Raw genomic sequence first — 2,695 nt, 5'->3', positions numbered from 1 at the left:
CGACGGCGTGCATTTCGTCGCGGCGCCGGAAGATCCGCAGGCGTATGCGCGCGACCTGTACGGGATGCTGCGTGCGCTCGATCGCGCACAGGTTGCGCGGATTCTCGTCGAGAAGCTGCCCGAGACCGTCGAATGGATCGCGGTCAACGATCGCCTCGGCCGCGCGGCGGCCGCGTTCGAAGCGCGCGACTGACACCAATCCCGGCACTGGAATGAAAAAACGCCCGACCGGCGAACCGGTCGGGCGTTTTCGTTTGGGCGCGTGGCCGGCGGCTTACTTGCCGACGCCGGACTTCGCGATCTGCTGTTCGACGTACTGCGCGAACAGTGCGTGCAGGCGCGTCGTCGGGTGGACCGTGTCGGCGAACATGTAGGTCTGGTCCGCGTTCGCGACCGTGTAGGTCTGCTGCGAGCAGAACAGCGACGAGCCGAATGCGGTTGCGTTCGCGACGCCGTACTGCGTGGCGGCCTGGACCATCGCCTTCAGGTTGCAGGCGGTGTCGGTGTTCGACACGACGAAGCCGTTCGCCTTGTAGTTCGCGAGGATGCCGTCCTGCCACGTGAACGTGTCGAGCAGCACGTACTTGGTCGTGTCGACCTTGAGTGCCTGCAGCGTCGCGGCGAGCGTGCCGTTGAACAGCATCGACAGTTGCGTGAGGGTCGTCTGCGTGCCGCCTTGCAGCGCGAGCGGCGTGCCGCCGATATCCGGCACGTTCGACACGAACACGTGCGTCGCGCCGGCGGCGACGATCTGCTGCACGATGCCCGCAAGCTGTTGCGCGGCGGCGCCGATGTTCTGCTGCAGTTGCGTCGGCGTGATCGCGCCGGCTTGCAGCGCTGCGACCTGGTAGAAGATGTCGTTCGCGCCGCCGTTCAGCAGCACGACCTGGCCGGCGTTGAAGCTACCGTGCTGCGACACGTATTGCTTGACCTGGTCGGCGATCGGCGTCGTGGTCGCTTGCGCGTAGTCGGCGTTCGGTACGCTGGCGTCCGCGTGGCCGATACCCGGCTGCTGCGTCACGCGTGAGCCGCCCTGTGCGTAGCCGAGGCCGCCGGTGGCCTGCAGCGGAATGCCGAAACCGCCCTGGTTCGCGGGTTGCAGCGTGTCGCCGTAGTACTGCGCGACGTTCTGCGTCCACACCTGGCCCGGGTTGGTCGTGAAGCGGCCGCCGCCGAAGCCGAGCTTGATCTGCGAGTAGGTGCCTGCGTCGGACAGGCTGTCGCCGAACGATACGATCTGCATTTTCACGCCCGACGGCGGCGTGTTCGACGCGCTGTTGCTGTTGTTGTCGTCACCGCCGCCGCATGCGGCGAGCAGCGCCAGTGCGGCGCCGGCGATCGCGACTTGCGCGGTGCGCAGCATGCGCTGACGGGTGCGGGCGGGTGCGTGTTGTTGTGTCTGCATCGTTCGATCTCCTCGTAGATATGGCCTGATGTGTTTCTCATCTGCCGCGTGCCTGCTCGGTTCCGGGCTGCGCGGCGGCCGTTGGCTGAAACGGTTTATTGGTCTCGCGCAGCCGCAAGCGGCACGGTGCGCGGGTCGGGGTTCGCGGCCTCGGCAATCTGCGCATGATAAGCGCTCGCCCATTCGGGCGGGCCGAAAATCGCGCGCAGCTTGTTGCGCCAGCCGTCGACGCGCAACGCGTCGCCGGCCATCGATACCCACTCGTGGAACGTCGCGACGAGCGGGTTGTTCGAGCCGAGCCGCTCGACGATCCCGTACTGCGGCGGATCGTCGGGCGTTTCCTCGACATAGCTGCCGAACAGGCGATCCCAGATCACAAGGACGCCTGCGTAATTGCGGTCGATGTAGCGCGGGTTGCGCGCATGGTGCGCGCGGTGGATCGACGGCGTGTTCAGCACGTATTCGAGCCAGCCGAGCTTGCCGATCGCCTGCGTATGCACGAAGAACTGGAACGCGAGGTTGATCAGCACGATGCCGACGACCTGTTGCGGCGGAAAGCCGACGAACGCGAGCGGCAGCCAGAACACCCACATCCCCGCGACCGGGTACATCAGGCTCTGACGGAACGCGGTCGAGAAATTCATCCGCTCGGACGAGTGGTGCACGACGTGCGCGGCCCACAGCCAGCGCACGCGATGGCTTGCGCGATGGAATACGTAGTAGAGGAAATCCTGCGCGACGAACAGCACCGCGAACGACAGCCAGCTGTCGTGCCACGTGAACAGGCGATAGTGCTGGTAGCAGTACGCATAGACGGGGATCACGAACAGCCACGCGATCTTGTCGGCGCCCTGGTGCATCAGTGCGAGCGCCGCGTTGCACAGCGTGTCGCGCCACGCATAGACATGGTCCTGCGCGCGAGTGCGGGCGAGGTGCCAGGCCTCCCACGCGATGCAGAGCAGGAAGACGGGCGCCAGCGCGAGCAGAAGCAATTCGACGTCGAATCGCATGGGCGTGTCTCCTTCTTTCCCCTGCAAGCCGTGAGGCCGGGCGTATGGCCCGTTGTAGATATCAGTCAGGCCAACAGCCTACGCAATCGCCACGCGCTAGGCGAGGGGGGAGCGTAGAGGGTTCCCTCTGAGGACAGGGTTTTTACGGAAGCCGCGCGGCACGGGGCCGGGCGGTATGGCCCTGTTTTACTGGCACGGGCGGCGCGCGGTGTGCCGCGCGGCGGTGGCGGCTACCGTTTCAAACCGGGGCGGGCGGGATTCGGTGTGCGGGGGCGCGGGC

Annotated in this window: 3 protein-coding genes; 1 reads left to right on the top strand and 2 read right to left on the bottom strand. The window is 66.4% G+C overall.

Annotated features, from left to right (window positions below; translation table 11 throughout):
* The coding region (locus tag G3N93_RS37900; protein WP_277396605.1) for a Sua5 family C-terminal domain-containing protein at nucleotides 1-193 on the top strand (193 nt) is incomplete at its 5' end.
* 81 nt (nucleotides 194-274) lie between these two features.
* On the opposite strand, the gene G3N93_RS37895 is transcribed toward G3N93_RS37900, so the two are convergent.
* Together G3N93_RS37895 and G3N93_RS37890 are read right to left on the bottom strand one after the other, a co-directional pair.
* On the bottom strand, nucleotides 275-1,405 hold the full coding sequence (locus G3N93_RS37895; protein WP_206135311.1) for an SGNH/GDSL hydrolase family protein: 1,131 nt from the start codon (nucleotides 1,403-1,405) through the stop codon (nucleotides 275-277).
* Nucleotides 1,406-1,500: 95 nt separating this feature from the next.
* Nucleotides 1,501-2,415: a sterol desaturase family protein gene (locus G3N93_RS37890; RefSeq protein ID WP_174940369.1), complete on the bottom strand. Its 915-nt coding sequence runs from the start codon at nucleotides 2,413-2,415 to the stop codon at nucleotides 1,501-1,503.
* Between the last annotated feature and the right edge of the window lie 280 nt (nucleotides 2,416-2,695).

It is taken from the genome of Burkholderia sp. Se-20378 (assembly GCF_017104665.1).
GTDB classification, from domain to species: Bacteria; Pseudomonadota; Gammaproteobacteria; order Burkholderiales; family Burkholderiaceae; genus Burkholderia; species Burkholderia lata.
This window is presented reverse-complemented; position numbering and strand designations above follow the sequence as displayed.

Coding starts and splice junctions, on each gene's coding strand:
- G3N93_RS37895 (WP_206135311.1), bottom strand. CDS start 1,405: ATGCAGACACAACAACACGCACCCGCCCGCACCCGTCAGCGCATGCTG.
- G3N93_RS37890 (WP_174940369.1), bottom strand. CDS start 2,415: ATGCGATTCGACGTCGAATTGCTTCTGCTCGCGCTGGCGCCCGTCTTC.